16 protein-coding genes are annotated in these 20332 nt (G+C 62.2%); 12 read left to right on the top strand and 4 right to left on the bottom strand.

The annotated features are described in order from the left end of the window. Positions 1–45 precede the first annotated feature (45 nt). Entirely contained in the window at positions 46–711 is a 666-nt protein-coding gene (locus tag GH665_RS33605; RefSeq protein WP_167531040.1) for a helix-turn-helix domain-containing protein, read from the bottom strand. 217 nt (positions 712–928) lie between these two features. On the opposite strand from GH665_RS33605, the gene GH665_RS33600 reads away from it, so the two are divergent. The 10 genes from GH665_RS33600 (at position 929) to GH665_RS33555 (ending at position 12165) form a co-directional block, all read left to right on the top strand. Continuing rightward, positions 929–1564: an energy transducer TonB gene (locus GH665_RS33600; RefSeq protein WP_246216452.1), complete on the top strand. Its 636-nt coding sequence runs from the start codon at positions 929–931 to the stop codon at positions 1562–1564. Positions 1565–1633: 69 nt separating this feature from the next. Next, on the top strand, positions 1634–2593 hold the full coding sequence (locus GH665_RS33595; RefSeq protein WP_153141404.1) for a MotA/TolQ/ExbB proton channel family protein: 960 nt from the start codon (positions 1634–1636) through the stop codon (positions 2591–2593). Between the two features lie 11 nt (positions 2594–2604). Then, complete coding sequence (locus GH665_RS33590) at positions 2605–3033, top strand: ExbD/TolR family protein (RefSeq protein WP_153141403.1); 429 nt, start codon at positions 2605–2607, stop codon at positions 3031–3033. A 10-nt stretch (positions 3034–3043) separates the two neighbouring features. After that, complete coding sequence (locus GH665_RS33585) at positions 3044–3475, top strand: ExbD/TolR family protein (RefSeq protein ID WP_153141402.1); 432 nt, start codon at positions 3044–3046, stop codon at positions 3473–3475. A gap of 22 nt (positions 3476–3497) precedes the next feature. After that, entirely contained in the window at positions 3498–4724 is a 1227-nt protein-coding gene (locus GH665_RS33580; protein ID WP_153141401.1) for a tetratricopeptide repeat protein, read from the top strand. Positions 4725–4748: 24 nt separating this feature from the next. Then, positions 4749–6281, top strand: coding sequence for a M81 family metallopeptidase (locus GH665_RS33575; RefSeq protein WP_153141400.1), 1533 nt, complete (start codon positions 4749–4751; stop codon positions 6279–6281). Between the two features lie 131 nt (positions 6282–6412). After that, positions 6413–7570, top strand: a complete 1158-nt coding sequence (locus tag GH665_RS33570; RefSeq protein ID WP_153141399.1) for a DSD1 family PLP-dependent enzyme — start codon at positions 6413–6415, stop codon at positions 7568–7570. 129 nt (positions 7571–7699) lie between these two features. Continuing rightward, positions 7700–9331: a serine hydrolase domain-containing protein gene (locus tag GH665_RS33565; RefSeq protein WP_153141398.1), complete on the top strand. Its 1632-nt coding sequence runs from the start codon at positions 7700–7702 to the stop codon at positions 9329–9331. A 128-nt stretch (positions 9332–9459) separates the two neighbouring features. Further along, on the top strand, positions 9460–11088 hold the full coding sequence (locus tag GH665_RS33560; RefSeq protein ID WP_167531039.1) for a serine hydrolase domain-containing protein: 1629 nt from the start codon (positions 9460–9462) through the stop codon (positions 11086–11088). A 144-nt stretch (positions 11089–11232) separates the two neighbouring features. Next, the gene (locus GH665_RS33555) at positions 11233–12165 is read left to right on the top strand and encodes an alpha/beta hydrolase (protein WP_167531038.1); all 933 of its coding nucleotides are present in this window, start codon (positions 11233–11235) and stop codon (positions 12163–12165) included. Positions 12166–12190: 25 nt separating this feature from the next. Here the strand turns inward: GH665_RS33555 and dsdA are convergent, their stop codons facing one another. Further along, entirely contained in the window at positions 12191–13501 is a 1311-nt protein-coding gene (gene dsdA, locus GH665_RS33550; RefSeq protein ID WP_153141395.1) for a D-serine ammonia-lyase, read from the bottom strand. Positions 13502–13653: 152 nt separating this feature from the next. Beyond that, a complete protein-coding gene (locus tag GH665_RS33545) occupies positions 13654–16011 on the bottom strand; it encodes a TonB-dependent receptor (protein ID WP_246216451.1) in 2358 nt (785 codons plus the stop codon). A 338-nt stretch (positions 16012–16349) separates the two neighbouring features. On the opposite strand from GH665_RS33545, the gene GH665_RS33540 reads away from it, so the two are divergent. Both GH665_RS33540 and GH665_RS33535 read left to right on the top strand, forming a co-directional pair. Further along, positions 16350–17822, top strand: a complete 1473-nt coding sequence (locus GH665_RS33540; protein ID WP_153141394.1) for a M81 family metallopeptidase — start codon at positions 16350–16352, stop codon at positions 17820–17822. Between the two features lie 58 nt (positions 17823–17880). After that, positions 17881–18978, top strand: coding sequence for a M14 family metallopeptidase (locus tag GH665_RS33535; RefSeq protein WP_153141393.1), 1098 nt, complete (start codon positions 17881–17883; stop codon positions 18976–18978). 81 nt (positions 18979–19059) lie between these two features. Here the strand turns inward: GH665_RS33535 and GH665_RS33530 are convergent, their stop codons facing one another. Beyond that, complete coding sequence (locus GH665_RS33530) at positions 19060–20271, bottom strand: ROK family transcriptional regulator (protein WP_167531037.1); 1212 nt, start codon at positions 20269–20271, stop codon at positions 19060–19062. Positions 20272–20332: the final 61 nt, after the last annotated feature.

Below are 20332 nucleotides of genomic sequence, written 5' to 3'. Positions count from 1 at the left end.
ATCAGGCGGCACTACAGAGCTTCTGCTAGCGCGGAGCACTCCGGCTCATTCCTGCTTCTGAACCTGATCGATGACGCGCTGTTCCTGATCCGGATCCGTGCACACAGACAGCAGGCGGCACGAACCCTCAGATGCCGCAAGGAATGCGTGTCCCATGCTGCTATCGAAATAGACCGACTCGCCTTGCTTGAGCCGCACCGGCGCATAGAAGTCCGTGTGGAACTCGACTTCGCCTTCCAGGATGTAGATGAATTCCTCGCCGGAATGCCTGATCAGGCCGCCGAACTCGTCGGTGAATTCCTGAATGGTGCGGGCTCGCACGTCGACAATCAGCGGTACCAGTTGCTTGTTCAGCAACTCCACCGCAAGGAACGTCTCGACATAGGGGCCAGTCCGCACGGCCACGCCCTCGCCTTGCCGCTGGATGATGCGTCGGCCTGGCACCGACGGGGCAGCCTCGCTGCCCGGGCTTTCGCCGAGAAGCCCAAGCAACTCCGACATGTTGACGCCCAGGCCGGCGCTCACAAGCGAGAGCTTCTCGTAGGACAGGGAGGCCCGTCCCATCTCGAGCTTCGAAATGGTTGAAATGGCAAGCCCGGTTCGTTGGCTGACTTCCTGCAATGTCAGCCCAAGCTTGTTGCGCAGTGCGCGAATGGCCTGGCCGGGCTTGCTCGGCCCGGACAGATCGTGGGTAGCGAGATTTTTCCGCATAGGTGTTTTCCGCATAAGCGACCAGTATGCCAAAAATTTTCATTACACGAGCATTACTGTCTAAATTATTCATTGTAGAAAAAAATGTTCAATTTGGAAAATTGTTGGTGTAAGGTGTGGTTCATGCAGCGATAACGGTCTGGCTGCCATGCGGACAGACATGAGAAATGACACCCGGGGAGCGCCAGCAAGGTGCGGGTGCCTGGAGGAGAGACGAATGAAATACGCTGGTCAGCGCCACTATTCCGCCAGCCGCGTTGGCGGTATCGGATTTGTGGCACTCCTACACGTAGGGCTCATCTACATTCTGGTGAATGGTCTCGCCTCGAAGGTGATCGAGGTGATCCGCAAGCCTATCGAAACACGCATCGTCGAAGAGGTGAAACCGCCTGCACCCAAGCCGGCGATCATCTTGCCGCCTCCGCCGAAATTCGCCCCCCCACCGCCGTTCATTCCGCCTCCTGAAGTGGTGGTTCCCGTGCAGGCGCAGCAGCCGGTGATGGCGCAGCGCTCGGCCACGCCTCAGCCGCAATCCGCGGCGATGCCCGCGCCGGTAGTTGCGGCAGCGCCCGCGCATACGGTGCACACGGAAGTGGGGGTGGTTTGTCCGAATTCGCAGCAGGTCAGACAGTCGATGCGCTATCCGCGGGAAGCTCAGCGCAACAGCATTACCGGGGACGTGCTGGTGGAGTTCGTGGTGGACGCACACGGCAACATGCAGGACGTACAGGTTGTGAAGTCAGCGGACCCGCTTCTCGACCGGGCCGCGGTGAATGCAGTCAAGCAGTTCAACTGCGTCGCGCAAGGAGAGGACGTCCGTGTACAGGTACCGTTCTCGTTCAATCTGAATTGAAGGCAACGTCAAGCAATGCTGGCGGGTGCCCCCTGCCAGGTCTATGAAGAACGATCTTGGAGTGATGACATGAAGAACCCGAGTCTGGCCGCCGTTGCGGCAAGCGCAATTTTCGCCCTGACCTCTGTGGCCCTGCTGAGCGCAACCGGGACCGCCTATGCGCAGTCCGCCAGCAGCACCGCCGCCACGCCGAGCGTACAAACGAGCGCACCGCCGAGCACCGCGCCCGCTGCGCAAGCGCCGGCCGAGCAGGCCGACCAGCCCGCGCCGCCGCCGCCGGTGGCCATGACCGAAGGGGTGTCGAATCCGTATGGGCTCGATGCGCTGTGGAAGGGCGGGGACATTGTTTCGCGGGCCACGCTCGTCATTCTGGTGATCATGTCGATGGGCAGCTGGTACATCATGGTGACGAAATTCTTCGAGCAATTCCGCGCCAACCGCCGGGCACGCTCGGCCGACGAGACGGTGTGGGATGCACCGTCCCTCGAAGCCGGGGTGCAACAACTGGACGAAGCCAGCCCGTTCCGTTTCATAGCGGGTAGCGGGATCGAAGCGAGTCGTCATCATGAAGGGGCGCTGCTCGAGAAGGTCGATCTCAACACCTGGATCAGCGTGTCGATCGAACGGGCGACCACGGTGGTGTCCAACCGCTTGCAGGATGGTCTCGCGTTTCTCGCGACGGTCGGCTCGACCGCACCGTTTGTGGGTCTGTTCGGTACGGTCTGGGGTATCTACCATGCGCTGACCGCAATCGGTATCGCCGGACAGGCGTCGATCGACAAGGTGGCGGGCCCGGTGGGCGAAGCACTCATCATGACCGCAATCGGCCTCGCGGTCGCCGTGCCGGCGGTGCTCGGCTACAACTTCCTGGTGCGCCGCAACCGCTCGGTCATGGAACGGGTGCGCGGCTTTGGCGCACAACTGCATACCGTACTCCTGAGCGGTGCGGGCACGGCGACGAAGGTTTCTTCGTACTCCATTCCTGACGACGCGGCCTCAAGGCGGTCCATGAAGGCCGCAACGTCGTAAGGGAGCAGATCATGGCCATGAGTGCAGGACAAGGCAGCGAAGATCACGACGAGGTCATGTCGTCGATCAACACCACGCCGCTGGTGGACGTCATGCTGGTGTTGCTCATCATCTTCCTGCTCACCATTCCGGTCGCCACGCATACGGTGAACGTCCGTTTGCCGACGCAGACGGTCCAGCCATTGCAGACTACGCCGAAGAACATCGTGCTGGCGATCAATCGCGACGGCGACGTGTTCTGGTCGGAGCAGCACGTCGATATGCCCACGCTTGTAGCGCGCCTGAAAGAGATCGCCGTACAGCAACCGCAGCCCGAAGTTCAGATTCGGGGTGACGAGAGCGCGCGATACGAGTACGTCGGCAAAGTCGTGGTGGCGTGCGAGCGAGCCGGCATCGCGAAGGTAGATTTCATTACGAACCCGGCTACGCACGGCGGCTGAGGAGGCAGAAATGGGAATGAACATTCCAGCGGGTGGTAGTCAGGAACCCGACGTACTGGTCGAGATCAACACGACGCCGCTAATCGACGTCATGCTGGTGCTGCTCATCATGCTGATCATCACCATCCCGATCCAGTCGCATGCGGTGAAGATGAATATGCCGGTGGGTACGCCGCCGCCTGTGGTGAAAGCGCCGCCGCCGGTGGTGCAGGTTGACGTGGACTTCGACGGCACCATCAGCTGGAATGGTGCGCCGCTTGCGGACCTCGCCGATCTCGATCAGCACCTGAAGACGGTGGCGGCGCAGGCGGATCAGCCGGAGCTGCATCTCAGACCCAACCGGCTGGTGCCGTACCGTCGCGTAGCTGCGGTGATGGCGGCGGCGCAACGGCAGGGCGTCACCAAAATCGCGCTCGTCGGCAATGAGCAATTCATGCAGTAGAAACGTCTGGGGTAGGTGGAAAATGAGTCGTGGACTTAGTTCTGGACGCCTGTCGTCCGCTCTGCTGCGCACGCTGTTTCTAGCGATCGGGGTGAGTGCCGTGCTCGTCAGCAAGTCGGCGTTTCCGGCAGAGACCCTCAGGCCAGAGGTTGCCAAGCCATTGCAGACTGCGCGTGCGTTGTACCAGGCGCAACGCTACAAGGATGCGCTGGCGAGTGTCGCTCAGGCAGATGCCGTGCCGGGCAAGTCGCAATACGAGAGCGATCTCGTTGCACAGATGGGCGGCGCGGCCGCCGTTGCCGCCGGTGACTTCACGGTAGCCGCACGCGACTACGCATTTCTGATCCAGAGCGGCCGCCAGCCGGCGGCTGAACAGCAGAAGATGATGGCGGCTCTGGCGAGTCTTGCTTATCAGCAGGGAAATTATGCGCAGGCCGTGCAATGGGGCCAGCGTTACCAGAGCGCGGGAGCGGGCGATCCGCACATGAAAACGCTGCTCGCGCAGTCTTACTACATGGCAGGCAACGCCGGGGCGGCAGAAAAACTTCTCCGGCCCGCGGTGGATGCGGAGTTGCGCGCCGGCCGCGCGCCTGACGCCGACGTACTGAAACTGCTGGCGAGCTGCTATCAGAAGCAGAACGACAACGCCGGCTACACCGCGATGCTGGAACAACTGGTCAAGTACTATCCGACCCCGGCCTACTGGGGGGAGTTACTCGACCGTTTGCAGGCCGATCCAAAATTCGCGGGACGATTCGAACTCGATGTCTATCGTCTCAAGCGAGCCACCAACAACCTGGGCAGCGCCAGTGACTACGTCCAGATGACGCAGCTCGCGATTCTCGCGGGGTATGGCGCGGAGGCCTTGAGTGTGGTGAACCAGGGGTTCAACTCCGGCGTGCTGGGCAAAGGCGCGGATGCGGGGCGCGGCGGGCGGCTCAGGAATCTCGCCGCCAAGGCGGCAGCTCAGCCACAGCCGGTAGCTGCCTCAGGCAACGGTGCCGCGTTGGTCGAAACTGGCTTCAACGAGGCGCTATCGGGGAAAAGTCAGCAAGGCATCGCCTTGATTGAGACGGGTCTCGCGAAAGGCGGCCTGACGGATCCGAATGAAGCGCGCCTGCATCTCGGCATTGCTTACTACCTTGCCGGTCAAAAGGGGAAAGCGCTGAATGCGTTTGACTCCGTCGCCGGTGATGGAGCAGCGGCCACGCTGGCACGACTATGGAAGCTCGCATCGCGTAGTACGTGATTCACATAACAAGAAAAGGCCCCCATGCATAATTCAAATGCAACCCTGAGGTTTGTCGTCGGCGGTATCTGCCACGAGACCAATACCTATGCGACGGAGTTCACGGGTTACACGCAGCTACCCGACTTCATGTGTGTCAGTGGCGATGAAGTTGAAGCGGAGTATGCGGGAACCAATCGTTCGGTAGGCGGCTACATCGAGGCGGCCCACGCGTTGGGGATCGAACTGGTTTACTCGACTCTGGCGTTCGCCTGGCCGTCCGGAACCATTGGCGCGAGTGTCTACGAACAGCTGAAGCAATCCGTGCTCGCCGGGATCAGAGACGCACTCCCGGTTGATGGCGTCTTGATGGCGCCGCACGGAGCGGGTGTGGTGGAGGGGATCGACGATCTCGAAGGCGACCTGCTTGCGGCGGTACGCGAACTGGTGGGCGACAACGTGCCCATTGCATCGGTCTACGATCTGCATGGGCAGATGACGGACTCGATGCGTATCTATGGCGACCTGACGCTGCCGTGCCGGCTCTATCCGCATACGGACCTCCTTCAGCGCGGCGTCGAGGCTGTCGAACTGTTGGCCCAGACAGCCCGCGGCGCACTCGGACCGGTCACGGCAATGCACCGGTTGCCCATGCTGGGTATCGTCATGAGCACGGATGCCGGGTTTCCCGCGGCCGACGTCAACGATTTGTGCGCGCGTATCGGTGAACGGCCGGGGGTAATCGACTGCTCCTGGTTCCATGGTTTTCCCTACGCGGATATTCCCGCACCGTGCCCCACGGTGGTGTGTACGACCGATGGCGACCTTGACCTCGCGCAGCGCTACGCCGATGAAGTTGCCGACTGGATCTGGACGAACCGGGAGGCCTTCAGGCCCAAGGTCCTTGCACCGGAAGAGGGCGTCAGGCAAGCCCTGGCAGTCGAGTCAGGGATGGTCGTGATCAACGAGAGTTCGGACAACCCGGGCGGCGGTGCGCCAGGCGATGCGACGCATTTGTTGCGGGCACTTCTGGATGCGCGGTTGCCGCCGGAAACCGCATGCTTCGTGGCGATTCACGACCGGGAAGTCGCGCAACAGGCTGAGCGTGCCGGCGTCGGCGCAACGATAGAAGTCAAACTCGGCGGGAAGCTCGGCAAGATGCAAGGCGCTCCCATCGTTGCGCAGGCGTATGTCAAAGCCGTTACCGACGGCCGCTTCACGAATTTTCTAGGGTCCATGCTGGAGGGGCTTCAATTCGATCTCGGGACATCGTGCAGACTCATCATCGAGGGCGTCGACGTCATTGTTATCTCGCGTCCGACGCAGACTTTCGATCACGCGATGCTGCTGCTTCACGGCATCGATGTGAAGTGCCGCAAGATCGTTGCGCTCAAAAGCTCCAACCATTTCCGGGCGGGATTCCAGGCCCTGGCCTCCGCGATCGTTACCGTCGATGGCCCGGGACTCAGTTCAGCCGATGTCGCATCGTTTCCTCGTTCGCGCCTCGCCCAGCGCCTTTGGCCACTCGATGAAGACGTCGTGCGCGTGAGCCCCGGGCAGCTTGCGCAGCCTTCCTGAGGCGTTGGAGTTTTATTTACCCGAACCGCTCGCGCTGTTCCGGTTGCGTCGCTACGCGCCGGCAGTCGGCACCATCGCGAGCGAGTCCGTCCACGGTCGACCACCAGTTCCGACTGGATCTACATTGAACTATGAGCAGCATTCACAATATCCAGGTCCTACCGGCAGCTAGTCCGGGAAATCCGCTGACAAGCATCGATACACCCGCGCTACTGCTGGACGCCGACGCGTTCGAGCGCAATCTGGATGTCATGCAGGCGCGAGCCGATGCGGCCGGCGTAGCGTTGCGTCCGCATGCCAAAGCGCACAAATGCCCGGCTATCGCGCTCGCGCAGATCCAGCGCGGGGCCGTCGGCATCTGCTGCCAGAAGGTCAGCGAGGCGCTGCCTTTCCTGCATGCCGGTGTCACGGACATTCATATCAGCAACGAAGTGATCGGAGCCGCGAAGCTGGATCTGCTGGCGCGGATGGCATTGCATGGGCGTTTCAGCGTGTGTGTCGACCACCCGGATCAGGTGATCGCGTTAGCGGCGGCAACCGCGGGGCACGGCAGCCGTATCGACGTCTTCGTCGAAATCAACGTCGGCCAGAACCGCTGCGGCGTGGACGATGCCCGCCAGGTGTTGCAGTTGCTGGAAGTAATAGCCGCCCACGCTCAATTGACCTTCAAAGGTTTGCAGGCCTACCAGGGCGGCATCCAGCATATCCGCGATTATGCCGAGCGGCGCGATGCCGCGGGGCTCGCCGCCGCTCGCACGGCCGAGGTGGTCGACGCGCTCCGCCGTGATGGCGTGGTCTGCGCGGTTGTCACCGGCGGCGGCAGCGGCAGCGTCGAGTTCGATCTTGCCAGTGGGGTCTACACCGAAGTGCAACCCGGTTCTTACGCGTTCATGGATGGGGACTACGGTCGCAATGTCTATACCGACGCACTGCGCTTCGAACACAGCCTGTTTCTCGCCACGTCGGTGATCAGCGTTGGCAATAGCGACGCCGGACAGGTCGTGGTGGTCGACGCGGGACTCAAATCTCTCGCCGTCGATTCCGGTCTGCCGACGGTTTGGGGCGGTGACGGCATGAGCGACACCTTGCACTACACGGTCGTCAACGACGAACATGGGAGTGTGCAGATGCTCAATCGCGACGTCGTCAAACCGGTGCTGGGAAGCCAGCTTCTGCTGGTGCCGGGCCATTGCGACCCGACGCTTAATCTGCACGACGAGCTCGTGGTGTTTCGCGGTGAGCGCGTTGAGGTGATATGGCCCGTGAGTGCTCGCGGTCATAGCCGTTAGACTGGTGCCTTCGCCGGAATTTCCGGTTCTTCGGCTGGTCCGGTTTGAAAATGATTTTCCGTTGGAGATTTCTCCAACGTACAACTAACTGTTGCGCCTCTGTGGCGCTATGTCTTGTGGAGAGGCGTCATGGTGGTTCAAGCGTTGAATGTGAATGTCAGTGCTCTTGACGAGATTTTCGAGCCTTTCAATCGCAGCAATGTACCGGGCCTGGTGGTGGGCATCGCGCAGCACGGCAAGCTGTTGTACCGGCGCGGTTTCGGGCTCGCCAGCCTGGAGCATGCGGTGGCCAACACGCCGGGCACGCGCATGCGGATCGGTTCGATCAGCAAGCACTTTGCGAGTCTGCTGACGCTGCTGCTGGTCGAGGAGGGCAAACTCGATCTCGACACGCCGATCCGAAGCTACGTTCCCGAACTCACCGGCCCGGGCGGAGACCCTACGGTCCGGCAACTCCTGATGCATCGCGGCGGTTCGCGCTGCTATCTCGACATTGGCTTCCTGTGCCGCGGGTTGGCGATTGCCCCGCTGGGTACCGCGCTGGCCACGCAGGTTCGCCAGACGGGGCGCAACTTCGCGCCCGGCGACATGATGATTTACAACAATGGCGGCTATCACCTGGTTTCGATCGCGATCGAACGGGTGGGCGGCGCGTCGTTCGAGGCGCAGTTGAAGGCGCGCCTGTTCGATCCTTTGGGGATGCGCGACACCGAGTCGATCCCAAGCGACTACAGCATCACGCCGGGCATTGCGACGATGCATACGCCGGCGCCCGGCGGCGGCTGGCGGCGCGGTCTGTTTCCTTCGGAAGAGAATCGCGGCGAGGGCGCCATCGTCTCGACGGTCGACGACATGCTGCGCTGGGCTGAACATCTGCGTACGCGAGACCGTTTCGGCTCGCCCGCAAGCTGGACTGCGCTGACCGGGCTTGCCCCCTTTCCTGACGGTGCCACCGGAAGCTACGCACTGGGTTTAATGGTTCAGTCTTATCGGGGCGTGCGAATCGTGCATCACTCCGGCGGCGTGGTCGGCGGGTCGAGCCAGATGCTCACGGCGCCCGACCATGAACTCGATATCGTGATCATGGCCAATGGCGCATCCGCGTGCTATCCGGTGAAGCTGGCCGAGCAGGCGCTCGATCTCCTCCTCGCCGACCATCTGGGTGAGCGCACGCCTACGATCGCGGCGGCTGACTACAAGGACCTGCTCGGCGACTGGTGGTCTGCGGACACCGGCATGATCTACGGGCTGGTCGACGAGGAAGGTGTGCTGAAGCTGTCGCTGTGCAGCAGTCCGAAAGGGTTTCCGTTGGAGAAAGGACTGAACGGCCAGGTCGTTGCACGGGGCACCGGTGCGGGCATGGGCGATGTCGAAATCGGACTTGACGAAGCCGCGCGCGGCGCTGGCTTGACGGTCAGGTTCGGCGGGCAAGCCGCGGTCTACCGGAAGGTCGCGCGGGACACCGCTGCCGCAGAAGCTTTCGCCGAAGCGGTCGCGGGCCAGTACTACAGCGCCGACGCCGACTGCAAAGCCGTGATTGCCCGCGACGGTGAACGCATCGTGCTTCGCTGCGGCGATGCTTACGGACAAACGGAGAGTGAATTGGTTTGTCTGGGCGAGACGCTTGCATGCACTGCGTCTTCCCTCGCAGGATGGTCCTGTGCGTTGAGTTTTTCGAAGCAAGGTGGGCGAGTAAGCGGCTTCCAGCTCAACTCGGGGCGAACGCGCAATCTTTCGTTCGAACGCCGGCACGCAGACTGAGTCATGAGCCGGGCAGGCAAGCTCCGAGTGCATGGATACCCGTTTGGAAGAATCTCCAAACCGGAATGCAGCGCCATATTTTGCAAGCTATTGCGCCGCTACGGCGCCAAATCTGTGGAGAAGCACGAATGGTGGGTCCAGAGTTGAATGCGGATGTCAGCAGTGCCCTTGACGGTCTTTTTGCCCCTTTCAATCGCGGCGATGTGCCGGGTCTGGTGGTGGGTATTGCGCAGCACGGCAAGCTGCTGTACCGGCGCGGTTTCGGGCTCGCCAGTCTGGAGCATGCCGTGGCCAACACGCCGGCTACGCGCATGCGGATCGCCTCGATCAGCAAACACTTCACCGCGCTGCTGACCCTGCTGCTGGTCGAGGATGGCAAGCTCGATCTCGACACGCCGATCCGAAGCTACATTCCGGAACTCACCGGCTCGAGCGGCGACCCCACGGTCCGGCAACTGCTTTTGCATCGTGGCGGCTCGCGCTGCTTTATCGACATCGGGCTCCTATGCCGGGGATTAGCCGTGCCCCCGGTAGGGACCGGCCTTGCCACGCAAGTTCGACAAACGGGTCGTAACTTCGCGCCCGGCGACACGATGCTTTACAACAATGGCGGCTATCACCTGATTTCGATCGCGATCGAGAGGGTGGGGGGCGCGTCGTTCGAAGCGCAGCTAAAGCAACGCCTGTTCGATCCTTTGGAGATGCGCGATACCGAGTCGATCCCGAGCGACTACAGCATCACGCCGGGCATTGCGACGATGCATACACCGGCGCCCGGCGGCGGCTGGCGGCGCGGCCTGTTTCCTTCGGAAGAGAATCGCGGTGAGGGCGCCATCGTCTCGACGATCGACGACATGTTGCGCTGGACGGAACATCTTCGTACGCAAGACCGGTTCGGTTCGCCCGCAACATGGGCTGCGTTGACCCAGCTGGTGCCCTTTCCAGACGGAAGCGTCGGAGGTTATGCGTTGGGCCTGGTAGTCGAGCCCTATCGGGGTGTGCGCGTCGTGCATCACTCCGGCGGCGTGATCGGCGCGTCGAGCCAGATGCTCACGGCGCCGGACCATGGCCTCGATATCGTGATCATGGCCAATGGCGCACCTGCATGCAGTCCGGTGAAGCTGGCCGAGCAGGCGCTCGATCTCATTCTTGCCGACCATCTGGGCGATTGCGCGCCCACGATCGCGGCGGCCGGCTACAAAGACCTGCTCGGTGACTGGTGGTCACCGGACACCGGCATGATCTACGGTCTGGTCGATGATGAGGGCGCGCTGAAGCTGTCGATGTGCGGGCTAGCGCAAGGGGTGCCGTTGAGAAAAGCGGCCGATGGACGGGTCATCTTGCCAGCCGTAGGCATGGGGGAGGTCGAGCTCGGGCTGGACGATGCGGCGGGGAGCCTGGAGTTGACGATCCGGTTCGGCGGACAATCCGCGCGCTATCGAAAAGTCGCGCGAGACACCGCCGACGTCGAAGCTTTCGTCGAAGCGGCCGCGGGCCAGTACTACAGCGCCGACGCTGGCTGCACCGCTGTTATCGCCCGGGACGGCAAACGCATCGTGCTTCGCTGCGGCGACGCGTATGGGCAAGCCGAGAGCGAGCTGATTTGCCTGGGCGAGACGCTTGCCTGTCTCGCGCCTTCGCCGATGGGTTGGTGCGCCGCCTTCAGTTTTTCAAAGCAGGGCGGCCGCATGACAGGATTTCAGATCAACTTGCCGCGCACCAGAAATCTCACGTTCGAGCGCAAACAGAGAGGCTGAGCGCTGGCCGGTTTCGGCTCACGCCAGGAATACACGCGAGGTCATGAATGCCGGTGACGGGACCCGAGCCCGTCACTTTTGTTTCGCAGCAGATGGAGTCTGCGTGGTGCAGACCCTAACCAATCATTGAGGTAGATGAAGCGTATGACGCAAGCTCAGCCTGTTTCGATTCCGAATAGCCGGAAAATCGATTTTGTTTCCGGGGTTAATGGCCATGAATACTCGATCAGCGTGGCGTTGCCGATGCTGCCGGCGCCTGAACGCGGCTACCGGGTGCTCTATGTGCTCGACGCGCATGCCTATTTCGCGAGCGCCATGGAAGCGGTTCGCGCCAACGTGCATGACGTGGTGGTTGTGGGTATTGGCTATCCCAGCGATCCTGCTTTTATCAGGAAGGCCATTGAGCCGCTTGGGGCGATGCCGGGCCTGAACGAACTGACCTCGATGTCTTACGCGTTCGGCTTGAAGCGTATGTACGACCTCAGCTTGCCGGTCAGTGCCGAAGTTTTGGCTACGCAGCAGATACCGGGTTTCAATCTGACACCGGATCGGGTTGGCGGTCTCGACGACTTTCTTGCGACCATTGAAACGGAGGTCAAGCCTCGCGTCGCGGAGCTGGTCTCTATCGACAGCACGAACCAGGCGATCTTCGGGCATTCGCTGGGCGGTCTGGCTGTTCTCCACGCGTTATTCGTCGAACCGAACGCTTTCCGAACCTTTATCGCGGCAAGTCCGTCGATCTGGTGGAGCGAGAAAGCGGTGCTGGCGAACGAGGAGAAGTTTTCGGCTGCGGTGCACGCCGGTACGGCCAGTCCGCGGGTACTCGTGACCATGGGTAGCGAGGAGGAGACCCCGACCCCCGTCCCGGCCGCGCTCGCAATGGCTCAGGCCGAACTCGATGCGCGCGTTCTCAGCAACCGGATGGTCGGGAACGCGCGTGAGCTCACCGCCAGATTGCAAGCCTTGCGCGGCTCGAATGGGTATCAGGTTGAGGACTACGCGGTCTTCGCCAGGCAGGGGCATGGGCTTGCACCGTGGCCCGCGCTCGGCCGCGCGATCGACTTTGCTTTTAAGTGAGCGGAACAGGCCTTCGCCGGGCCGTTCAGCCCTGAGGAACGCCCGGCGCTTTTGCGCGAGCCTGGAAGCGCCGATGCTCCTCGGGCGGCACCAGTGATCCGCCCGTGGTCCAGATCACATGCGTCGCGGCGTTCAGATCGAGATTGCGCGTACGCAGGTAGTCACGACCGGCGGTTGACTCGCTCAGCCACGCCGGTCCCCCGACGCCCGCCACGGCTGACGGTTCAAGTTCGATCTCCATGGTTCGTTTGACAACGTGCAACTGCGTGTAGAGTTCGTCGTCGCTGACCGTGAATACGCCGGCAACTTGTGCGGCCATGAGCGGGCTCACAAGATAGGACGCCTGGCCGACCGCGAGGCCGTCGGCATCCGTGCGATTGTCGAGGCCGATGTCATACACGGACACCGGTTCATCGCAACCGGCCGCCAGTTGAACCAGCATGCAAGGAGAAGCCACGGGCTCCGCGAAGAAGCAATGCACATGCGGGCCGAACAAGGCGGTCAGGCCGTAGGTGATGCCGCCCGGCGCACCGCCTACGCCACATGGGAGGTATACGAAGAGCGGATGCGCTGCGTCGACGCGGCGGCCCGCTTCGGCAAGCTGCCTCGCCAGATGGCGGGCCGCCGCAGCGTAGCCGAGAAACAGCATCAGCGAACCTTCGTCGTCGACGAAATGACAGCGCGACATGTCCAGCGCCTGCGCGCGTCCGCCCGCAACGGCCTGGGCATAGTCGCCCTCGTGTTCGACGACCTGAACACCGCGTTGCCTCAGGCGCTCTTTCTTCCACAGTTTCGCGTCGGTGGACATGTGCACGACCGCCTCGAAACCCAGCGCCGCCGCCATCACGCCAATACTCAAACCGAGATTGCCGGTGCTGCCCACCGTGACCGTGTGCTGCGCAAACAGCGCCCGCGCAGGCGGCGAGGCGAGAAGCCGGCAATCGCCGCCGGCCTCCATGAGGCCATGTTCGATGGCGATCGACTCGGCCAGTGCCAGCACTTCGTGAAAACCGCCGCGCGCCTTGATGGAACCTGCAACCGGTAGCGCATCGTCGCGCTTGATGAACCACGTGCCCTGAGGCTTGCCCGGATCCGTCAATGCGGCTTGCAGACGGTCGGCGGCTACCAGTGGGGACTCGACCTTCCCGGCGCACGCGCTGAGTTCGGGAAACAGCTCCGCCATCAATGGCTCACAGCGCGCCAGCCGGTTTTCGGCTTCGGTGATCTGGTCCGCCGTGGGCGCGTTTGTCGGCAACGGGGAACCGGCATTCGGGTTGAGCCACAGCAGCGGTTGCCGCGATCTTAGTTCGGATAACAAATCGTTGGATTCAAACATGGACTATCTCAGTGACGCCGGCTCGAATGGGCAACGCGTAGGGCTGGGGGGCTGGGGGTGGAGCGCACCGCCGTTCGGTATGGCGGCGCGACCCGACGATACAGGCCGCGCCGCCGCGGAGACACCGGCAATCTCCGCGCCCATGATCCGCTTTAGAACGGCACGTCGATCTGCATGCCAACCGTCAGAGGCTGGATGAAGATAACCGACGCGGGTCCGCCGAGCGGAACGAAGGAACTGCCCGCTGCCTGCATGCCGCGTTTGTTGAACAGGTTATGAACAAAGAGGGAAACGTTCGCCTTGTGCAGATCGATACCGGCACGCAGGTCCGTCGTGAAATAACCCGGCATGCTGAAGTTCGGCGCAGTCTTGCTTCCAGGGAAATTCGAGTTGCGCTGCCCGATATAGGCTTCGGTCGCGCCCACGTAGGCGCGATACGAGGCGACGTTGAAGAGATAGTCGATGTTGACCGTGGCCGAGAGATCGGGGGTATTGGGCAGGCGGTCGCCCGACATGGCTCCAATGCCCACCACATCCTGGGTGAGCCGCGAGTCGAGATAGGTGAGGCCCGCGCCCAGATGCCACTGCGGAGTCGGATTCAGTGTGCCGAAGAACTCCAGTCCCCTTGAACGGGCCTTGCCGCCGTTGGCAACCACGCCGAGGGTGTTGATGATGGTGTTGAGCTGGATGTTCTTCCATTCGATATCGAATGCCGACACGGATAACGAGGCGCGCTTATCCAGGAAGTCGGCCTTGTAGCCCACTTCATAACTGGTCAGCGTGTCGGGGTTGAACGTTCCCGGCGACATTTGCCCAGTAACAGGATCGTGATAGCTCGGTTGCGGACCGCCGGGGCGGTAGCCGCTTGCGATCCGTCCGTACAGGCTGCTGTTTTGCGTTACCAGATAGCCGAGCGTAAAGAGATACGTCTTGCTCGTATCAGCAGACTGGCCCGGTTGATTTCCCGATCCGGCAAGCGGGCCCGATGCGATGGCGCTGAACGTCTGGTCGTTATGGGCAACCCGCAAGCCGGCGGTTGCGGACAATCGGCTGGTGAAGTGATAGGTCAGATCGCCGTAGGCTGCGTATTCCTTGTAGGTCGACGGAAATTGATTCGTGAGCAGATTGAGCGATGTCGTGGGCCCGGTGGCCGTGAGAGACTGATTCTGACTGCTGCGTTCGCTTGTGTAAAAAAGCCCGGCAATCCACTCGAGCTTGCGATTGGCCGGGGAGGTGAGGCGCAATTCCTGGGTGAACTTGTCCGTGGAGATAGCCAGATTCGCGGCAGCCGTGCGAAACAGCGGCGCACCGAACTGGGCGTTCAGGATGCCGGGATAGACAGCGGAGTCGTCGCTGGTCTGGCTGGAGCGTATGGTCTGATAGGCCGAAATGGCGTTCAGGCGTGCCCACCCGAAGTCGTACTCAATGTTCGCGGAATAGAGTTCGATGATCTGGTCGAACGGCTCGTCAACCAGCCGGTTCTGGGTCAGGTCGCCGTAGACCGGTTGCCGCGTGTAGAAGTTGTAATCCACGGACGCCGTGCCATCGCGCTTGATCTGCTGCGTGGTTGCGGTCAGGCGCACTGTCAGCGCATTGGTCGGCGTTACTGTCAGGGATGCGCGGCCGCCGCGGGTGCTGGCGCCGTCCACGCCTTTTTCCGGATCGCCGCCGATACGGTTCACGTAACCGCCGTCCTGCTGGTTGAAGGCGCTGACTCGCAGGGCGGCGACGTCCTGCTTGATCGGCACATTCACCACCGCGCTCTCGGTATGGTTGAGGCCGCCGTGGTCGGTGCCCGAGAACATGATGCCGGCATGACCGGTGACGCCGCCCTCTGTATCCGGCTCGTTTGTCACGTACTTCAGCAGCCCGCCCATTGCACCCGCACCGTACAGCGTGCCTTGCGGACCTCGCAGCAACTCGATGTGGTTGAGGTCGAGCAGCCCCATGTCCAGTGAAAGTTGTGAACCGGACCCATAGATCGTGCTGGAGCCGAACGGTACTTCGTCGACGTAGACGCCGACTGTCGGCGAAATGTCGGTGCCGGTCGTGATCCCGCGCATGGTGATCTGCGCATTGCCCGCGCCCACCGAGGAGAGCGATACGCCCGGCTCCTTCGTCAGGTAATCGCGCATTGACGCGTCACCCTTGCGTTGCAGTTCTTCCGAGCTCAGCGCATTGACCTGCATCGGCACTTCACGCGCCGGTTCCCGGCGGCGGTTCGCCGTAATTTCAACAGTGTTCAGGGTCGTGGCGTTTGCGGTCGCAGCGCTCTTTGCCGCTGCCTGGGGTTTGGCCGCCGACGCCGCGGTGGTGGCGCTCGCGGCGACCGGTGCCGACGCCGGCGTTGGGATGGAGGGCGCCGTTTGCGCATGCGCACACAGTACCGTCAGTCCGACAGCGGGCCCGACGAGCATCGACGCATAGCGCCCGCTCACGGGCCGCACGAGAGCGCGGCCGTTGTTGTGTTTTCCCCGCGGGGGCCTGTTCTGCTTGGTCTTTATACCCACGATGGGTCTCCTCCTTGAATTCCATGGTCTCGGTTCAACTGGCTGGAGTGGGCCGGCCGGATCTTTACCGCTCCTTGTACCGGGCCACGTGCACAAGGTAGCAAAAATTATCCTAAAAAGAAAAAGATTTTCAAAAATGGGTATTTGAGCCGTCCTGGACAACTTGGGAAAGCGCATTGTTCCGGTTGCGATCGGCGAGTTTTACCGCGCGCCACGGGCGCTTGGCGGGCTTTGAGGTAGGGGAATTTTCCTAAATGGAAATATTTTTATCGTTCTGTACAATAGGAGGCACTGGCAGGGCACTCCCCGGCCTGATGACAATCATCGAAAGAGACAAAATGAATTTCTTCATGGCTGGGCTCGACACCGAAACCAATACCTTTTCGCCTATCCCCACCGGGCGGCAAAGCTTTGAGCAGCTCCTGCTCGCCTATGGCGACGCGACGCAGCGCCAACTGAACTGCTGCTCAGCCCAGCTTGCAACCTGGAAACAGATGGCCGATGCGCGCGGCTGGACGGCGGTTGAAAGTCTCTGCGCGGTGGCGGAACCGGGCGGCATTACCAGCCGCGCCGTGTATGAAGAGTTTCGGGCAAGGATCGTGGCCGATCTGAAGGCGGCCGGCACAGTCGACTTCGTTATCCTCGCGCTGCACGGCGCGATGGTGGCCGACGGTTATGACGACGTTGAAGGCGATCTGCTCAGCCATATCCGGACGGTTGTCGGGCCGGACCTGCCGATTGGGGTGGAACTGGATCTGCACGCCCACCTCACTCCGCTGATGCTCGACAAGGCGACGGCGATCGTGACGTACAAGGAGTATCCGCACGTCGATATCGAAATTTGTGCGGCTCAGCTTTTCGAACTCGTCGCCGATACCGTAACGGGTAAAGTCACGCCCCGAATGGCGATGTTCGATTGCCGGATGCTGGGCATCTTCAGGACCCAGGATCAGCCGCTGCGCGAGTTCGTCGAAAGAATGAAAGCGATGGAAGGCGCCGATGGCATTCTCTCCGTGTCTTTCGTGCATGGTTTCCCGTGGGGCGATGTCGCGGACGTCGGCGCCAAAATGCTCGTGATCGCCGACGGCGACCAGGGCAAGGCTGCTACGCTGGCCGCGGCACTTGGCGCCGAACTCTGGAGCCAGCGCGCGGCCCTGACGCCGGTTTTCAGATCGATAGACGAAGCGTTGGATCGCGCGTGCGCTGCCGCCGAGGGCCCGGTTGTTCTGGCCGATGTGTCCGATAACGCCGGCGGCGGCGCACCCGGCGATTCGACTTTTATTCTGCAAAGAATCCTGGAGCGCGGCATCGACAATGTCATTAGCGCGCTGTACTGGGATCCGGTTGCTGTCCGTTTCTGCCAGGAAGCAGGCGAAGGCGCGAGACTGAAACTTCGCATTGGGGGAAAAGTCGGCGCCGCTTCGGGCCAGCCGCTGGATCTGGACGTCACCGTGCGCCGGCTCGCGTCCGGCATCACGCAGAGATTCGGCCTCGTTCCTATCAGCATCGGCGACGCGGCATGGGTCAGCATCGGCAACGTCAATCTGATTCTGAACACGCATCGAACGCAAGTGTTCCACCCTGAATTCATGGTCGCGCTAGGACTCGATCCGAGCCGCTTCAAGATCGTTGTCGTGAAGTCCCTGAATCACTTCCACGCGGCTTTTGCACCGCTCGCCAAAGACATTATTCACGTCGATGCGCCGGGCACGCTCGAAAGAGACTTTGCCACCCGGTCCTATACGAAGGCGGGCAGGCCGTTGTGGCCGGCGACAGACGATCCGTTTGCGGACACTCAGACGCATCACTGATGGGTTAGGGGCCGGCGTGTCCGGCATGCGCTTTCATGCAACGGTTAAAGGTCGAGAGATGACGGTACAGAATTACTTTTCAGACACCTATGTCGAAGCGCGAGAAAAATTTCTCGGCGCGTCCCAGGCGCTGGATCTCACTGTTGGGCGCGTATTCCATCCGTCCAGGCTCGGGCCTGATGGCGAGGCGCTTTCGATCGACTCAGCCCTGCTTTCGCCAGGCAACGCCCGCTCAGTGCTCGTCATCACGTCTGGCACGCACGGCGTGGAAGGCTTTTGCGGATCGGGATGTCAGGTCGGCTTGCTGAGCGACACCGATTTTCTGGCCGAGCTACGGGACAGGGCGGTCGCGCTGCTTCTCATTCACGCTGCCAATCCTTATGGATTTGCGCACCTGCGCAGAGTGAATGAAGACAACGTCGACCTGAATCGCAACGGCGTTGATTTCAGCACGGCTACCGGCGCCAACCCGGATTACCCGGAGCTCGACGCATTGCTCCTGCCCGAGACGTGGCCGCCGACGGATGCCGATAATGACGCGCTTGCCGGCTACATCCGGCAGCATGGCGAACGCAAGTTGCGCGAGACCGCGACGAAGGGGCAATACGAGGTGCCTGACGGCATGTTCTACGGCGGAACTTCGCGATGCTGGAGCACGCGTGAGATCAAGGCGATGCTCGGCGCGCACCTGCCCAACTTCGACCGTTTGGCGTGGGTGGATATCCATACCGGTCTCGGCGCTCATGGTCACGGCGAGAAAATTTTCATGCGGGACGACCCGTCTGAACTGCAGCGAGCGCGTAACTGGTGGGGCGCCGATGTCAAACAGATCGTCGATCCGCGTTCAGTGTCGGCCGTTATCGATGGACCGTTGATGAATACCGTTTACGAAGGATTCCCGACGGTCGAAAAGACCACGCTCGGCCTCGAATTCGGAACCTATGAGACGTCGCGGGTCTTGCATGCGCTACGCGCGGACCATTGGCTGCATCGGCATGCGGACGTGTCCGCTGAACAGGCGCAGCAGATCGGCCGTGACCTGAAAGACGTTTTCTATTGCGATAACGACGCATGGAAAGGCATGGCGTTCGCGCAGACGCGCGTCGTCGCGCTGCAGGCGATTTTGGGTCTTTCCGGGCAGGGCGGCCGGACATAAGTCCTGGCTGACTGGCGGTCTCATGGGCGCGGTTGAAGCGTGCCACTAGCCGATATTTCGTAGTCTGGAATCCTTGCCATCCTACGAAGTCGCGTACCCCAGCCGCTCAAAAGCCCTGAGCCGCCCGCGCTCGACGCCTAACACAATCGCTCCCAGCAACACCGCATCGGTCGCGGTTGCCGACACCGCGAACTCAGGCACAGGAATCGGCAGCCAGTCGGCGAGGTGAGCGCGGATTGTCGGTAGCAGAAGGGCGCCGCTTCGCCCGATCCCACCGCCGAGCACTACCAGCTTCGGATCGAGAATCGGAATAATCGACGCGAGTCCCCACGAGAGTTGCCGTGCTTCTTCCGCCACGCAGTCGAGTGCGCGCGGATCGCCGGCGTGGGCCGCCACGAATACGCCTTCCGCATTGGCCACCTCAAGGCCGAGCCGCTGCGCATGCGCGACGATTCCCTTCGCCGCGGCGGACACCTCGAACATTGGACGATAGATTCCGTCGGACTTCGAGCCCACCACCGGCGCCGCGGGCAGCACGGCGATCTCGCCGGCAAAACCGTGGGCGCCGCGATGCAGCCTGCCATCGGCGATGATCCCCAGCCCGACGCCCGTGCCGACCCACATAAAAACGAAGTTGTCGACGCCGCGCCCCAAGCCGTGCTGCTGTTCGCCCAGTGTCGCCAGGTTGATGTCGTTCTCAACCAGCAGGTCGGCGTCGAGCGCTTCCCGCAGCGATGGAATCAACCCCACGCGCTCCAGATCCGGCAGGTTCGGCGCGAGACGCAGCCGGTCGCTTTCCGCATCCAGCACACCTGGCGAGCCGAGTATGGTCGCGAGAACCTCGCTCTTCGAAATGTGCTGCTCTTCAAGCATCGCGCCGACCAACTCGACGATTCGGGCGACCAGCCGTTCCACGCGGGCAGGGGTGCGTTTGTCGAGCCGGGCCACTACCGCCCCGGTCAGATCGGCGACCGCGCCCCGGATCCATTTGGCGCCGACGTCGATCGCGACCACGAAACCCGCTCGCGCGCGCGGCGCGTAAAGACGCGGCGAACGTCCCGCGCTGCCGCCGCGCACGCCCGTCTGCTCGACGAGCCCCAGCCTCTCGAGATTGCCGAGCGCGGCCGTGACCGTCACCTTGGACAGCCCGGTGCTCTCCGCTAATTGCGGACTGGAGGCGGGGGCCAGCGACAACAGATGCTGATAGATGGCCCATTCGTTGCCCTGGCGGACGAACGCGGGACCTCGGGTGACGGTGACTGTCGGCCTGCTGTTCTTTCGATGCGCGTGCATGGGGCGTCTGGTTTCGGGATGGCCGATCCTATCAACGACTGTCCGGCTGGGCAAGCCGCTC

The organism is Paraburkholderia agricolaris (assembly GCF_009455635.1).
GTDB classification, from domain to species: domain Bacteria; phylum Pseudomonadota; class Gammaproteobacteria; order Burkholderiales; family Burkholderiaceae; genus Paraburkholderia; species Paraburkholderia agricolaris.
This window is presented reverse-complemented; position numbering and strand designations above follow the sequence as displayed.